This is a genomic window from Paenibacillus sp. AR247, from assembly GCF_002968895.1.
In the GTDB taxonomy this organism is placed as follows: Bacteria; Bacillota; Bacilli; order Paenibacillales; family Paenibacillaceae; genus Paenibacillus_AQ; species Paenibacillus_AQ favisporus.
Window position 1 is genome coordinate 1 of sequence record NZ_PCZT01000082.1, and the last position, 1,135, is coordinate 1,135.

At 45.6% G+C, this 1,135-nt stretch carries 2 protein-coding genes; one reads left to right on the forward strand and one right to left on the reverse strand.

Features of this window, described 5'->3' with window-relative positions; genetic code table 11:
- The coding region (locus CPT76_RS36140) for a TetR/AcrR family transcriptional regulator (protein WP_146116573.1) at positions 1-210 on the reverse strand (210 nt) is incomplete at its 3' end.
- A 178-nt stretch (positions 211-388) separates the two neighbouring features.
- Here CPT76_RS36140 and CPT76_RS36145 point away from each other — a divergent pair.
- Positions 389-1,114: an SDR family NAD(P)-dependent oxidoreductase gene (locus CPT76_RS36145; protein ID WP_258169125.1), complete on the forward strand. Its 726-nt coding sequence runs from the start codon at positions 389-391 to the stop codon at positions 1,112-1,114.
- Positions 1,115-1,135: the final 21 nt, after the last annotated feature.

The window sequence follows — 1,135 nt, forward strand, 5'->3', positions numbered from 1 at the left end:
GTCAAAATTGTCCGTGATAAAAGCCGCGACCTGCTGCCCCATCTCATTGTTTGTGTCAAAAAGCACATCCGACTTGTCCCTGAACTGCCGGAAAAAGGTTCGCTCTGTAACACCGGCAAGACTCGCAATCTCCTGCACAGTCGTGTTTTCATAGCCTTTTTCCGTAAATAATTTGGCGGCCGCCGCCTGTAATTTTTCTTTGCTTTTCATTTTAATCATTCCTATTTATGGGATTAATGGAGTTTAGTCAGTTTCTGACATTTTTTCTTGACAATAAAAACCCAGAGGCATACAATGATCCTAAATGTCAGTTTATGACACTATCTTATCAAAAAGTAAGAGAATACACAATGAAAATCACAGCTGTTGCATACAAGGGGGGGAGACGATGAACGAAACACGTACGGATATTGAGAACAGAGTATTTTTAGTTTCGGGGGGAACATCTGGAGTAGGAAAAGCAATCGCAACGGGACTAGCCAGACTTGGCGCCAAGGTCGTGATCATCAGTAGAAGTGCGGAGAGTGGAAAAGCTGCATTAAAGGATATTTCGGAAGCTACAGGCAACAGCAGGGGAGAGTGGGTGGTGGCAGATCTTTCTCTACAGTCGTCGATCCGGGAAGTCAGCGACCTGATCAAGCGGAAATACGATCAATTGCATGTGCTTGTTAATGCTTGTGGTGCAATCTATTTTAAGAAGGAATTGACAGTAGAGGGGATTGATCGTATGTTCGCGGTTAATGTGCTTAGTCATTATCTGCTGACTAACCGGCTGCTCGACATCCTCCAAGAAAGCGGACCTGCACGCGTTATCACAGTGTCGGGTAACCCTAGATTGTTGAAAAATCCCGTCATTAACTTCGATGATATTCAAATGGATCACCAGTATAGCGGGATGCGTGCAGCCAACCAGTCTTTGTTCGCGAGGACCTTATTATCTTTCGAATTGGCAAAGCGTTTGGAAGGAACGGGAGTGACCTCCAACGCTTTTTATCCGGGGTTTGTGAAATCCAATCTCGCGAGGAACACGCCTTGGTATTTGAGGGTCGCTGCGCCTCTCTTCAACGCAATTATCAAGGCGGAATGCGAGATCGGGGTTTATCGTGGCCTCTGAGAAAGAAATAGAGCGCGCAAA

Excerpts from the sequence above, each read along its gene's own strand:
- CPT76_RS36145 (WP_258169125.1), top strand. The coding sequence starts at position 389 with ATGAACGAAACACGTACGGATATTGAGAACAGAGTATTTTTAGTTTCG.